The sequence below is a fragment of the Fictibacillus sp. 26RED30 genome (genome assembly GCF_015903845.1).
Classification (GTDB): Bacteria; Bacillota; Bacilli; order Bacillales; family Fictibacillaceae; genus Fictibacillus; species Fictibacillus phosphorivorans.
The window spans coordinates 1-2,786 of sequence record NZ_JACZDV010000012.1; the positions used below are offsets into that span (position 1 = coordinate 1).

The 2,786-nt window shown below is 53.4% G+C and carries 1 rRNA gene; it reads right to left on the bottom strand.

The window, feature by feature from the left end:
* Window positions 1-2,773 (bottom strand): 23S ribosomal RNA (locus tag IHV11_RS20980); the annotation flags it as partial.
* Between the last annotated feature and the right edge of the window lie 13 nt (window positions 2,774-2,786).

Sequence of the window (2,786 nt, forward strand, 5' to 3'; positions counted from 1 at the left end):
CCGTCCACACGTAGCTACCCAGCTATGCCCCTGGCGGAACAACTGGTACACCAGCGGTGTGTCCATCCCGGTCCTCTCGTACTAAGGACAGCTCCTCTCAAATTTCCTGCGCCCGCGACGGATAGGGACCGAACTGTCTCACGACGTTCTGAACCCAGCTCGCGTACCGCTTTAATGGGCGAACAGCCCAACCCTTGGGACCTACTTCAGCCCCAGGATGCGATGAGCCGACATCGAGGTGCCAAACCTCCCCGTCGATGTGGACTCTTGGGGGAGATAAGCCTGTTATCCCCAGGGTAGCTTTTATCCGTTGAGCGATGGCCCTTCCATGCGGAACCACCGGATCACTAAGCCCGACTTTCGTCCCTGCTCGACTTGTAGGTCTCGCAGTCAAGCTCCCTTGTGCCTTTACACTCTGCGAATGATTTCCAACCATTCTGAGGGAACCTTTGGGCGCCTCCGTTACTGTTTAGGAGGCGACCGCCCCAGTCAAACTGCCCACCTGACACTGTCTCCGAACCGGATTACGGTCCAAGGTTAGAATTTCAATACAGCCAGGGTAGTATCCCACCGACGCCTCCACCGAAGCTGGCGCTCCGGCTTCTCAGGCTCCTACCTATCCTGTACAAGCTGTACCAAAATCCAATATCAAGTTGCAGTAAAGCTCCATGGGGTCTTTCCGTCCTGTCGCGGGTAACCTGCATCTTCACAGGTACTATAATTTCACCGGGTCTCTCGTTGAGACAGTATCCAAGTCGTTACACCTTTCGTGCGGGTCGGAACTTACCCGACAAGGAATTTCGCTACCTTAGGACCGTTATAGTTACGGCCGCCGTTTACTGGGGCTTCAATTCAGAGCTTCTCCCAAAGGATAACCCCTCCTCTTAACCTTCCAGCACCGGGCAGGTGTCAGCCCCTATACTTCACCTTGCGGTTTCGCAGAGACCTGTGTTTTTGCTAAACAGTCGCTTGGATCTATTCACTGCGGCTCTCTCGGGCGATAAACCCTATCAGAGCACCCCTTCTCCCGAAGTTACGGGGTCATTTTGCCGAGTTCCTTAACGAGAGTTCTCCCGATCATCTTAGGATTCTCTCCTCGCCTACCTGTGTCGGTTTGCGGTACGGGCACCTCTTTCCTCACTAGAGGCTTTTCTTGGCAGTGTAGGATCAGGGACTTCGGTACTAAAATTTCCCTCGCCATCACAGCTCAGCCTTCACGTTGGGCGGATTTGCCTACCCAACAGCCTAACTGCTTAGACGCACTATTCCATCAGTGCGCTCACCCTACCTTACTGCGTCCCCCCATTGTTCAAACGGAAAGGAGGTGGTACAGGAATATCAACCTGTTATCCATCGCCTACGCTTTTCAGCCTCGGCTTAGGCCCCGACTAACCCTGAGCGGACGAGCCTTCCTCAGGAAACCTTAGGCTTTCGATGGACAAGATTCTCACTTGTCTTTCGCTACTCATACCGGCATTCTCACTTCAAAGCGCTCCACCAGTCCTTCCGGTCTGACTTCGCTGCACTTCGAACGCTCCCCTACCCCTGTACCATACGGTACAAGCCATAGCTTCGGTGATACGTTTAGCCCCGTTACATTTTCGGCGCAGAGTCACTCGACCAGTGAGCTATTACGCACTCTTTAAATGGTGGCTGCTTCTAAGCCAACATCCTGGTTGTCTGGGCAACTCCACATCCTTTGCCACTTAACGTATACTTTGGGACCTTAGCTGATGGTCTGGGCTGTTTCCCTTTTGACTACGGATCTTATCACTCGCAGTCTGACTCCCGCGGATAATTCTCTGGCATTCGGAGTTTGACTGAATTCGGTAACCCTGTGGGGGCCCCTAGTCCAATCAGTGCTCTACCTCCAGGAATCTTGCCGCGAGGCTAGCCCTAAAGCTATTTCGGGGAGAACCAGCTATCTCCGTGTTCGATTGGCATTTCACCCCTACCCACACCTCATCCCCGCACTTTTCAACGTGCGTGGGTTCGGGCCTCCATTCAGTGTTACCTGAACTTCACCCTGGACATGGGTAGATCACACGGTTTCGGGTCTACGACCACGTACTATGTCGCCCTATTCAGACTCGCTTTCGCTGCGGCTCCGTCTTATCAACTTAACCTTGCACGGGATCGTAACTCGCCGGTTCATTCTACAAAAGGCACGCCGTCACCCGTTAATGGGCTCCGACTACTTGTAGGCACACGGTTTCAGGATCTGTTTCACTCCCCTTCCGGGGTGCTTTTCACCTTTCCCTCACGGTACTGGTTCACTATCGGTCACTAGGGAGTATTTAGCCTTGGGAGATGGTCCTCCCGGATTCCGACGGGGTTTCACGTGTCCCGCCGTACTCAGGATCCACTCAGGAGGGAACGAAGTTTCAGCTACAGGGCTGTTACCTTCTTCGGCTGGCCTTTCCAGACCACTTCACCTACTTCGTTCCTTTGTAACTCCGTATAGAGTGTCCTACAACCCCAGAGAGCAAGCTCTCTGGTTTGGGCTGATTCCGTTTCGCTCGCCGCTACTCAGGAAATCGCATTTGCTTTCTCTTCCTCCGGGTACTTAGATGTTTCAGTTCCCCGGGTCTGCCTTCTCATACCCTATGTATTCAGATATGGATACCATCCCATTACGGATGGTGGGTTCCCCCATTCGGAAATCCCCGGATCAATGCTTACTTACAGCTCCCCGAGGCATATCGGTGTTCGTCCCGTCCTTCTTCGGCTCCTAGTGCCAAGGCATCCACCGTGCGCCCTTTCTAGCTTAACCTTATATGATGTTT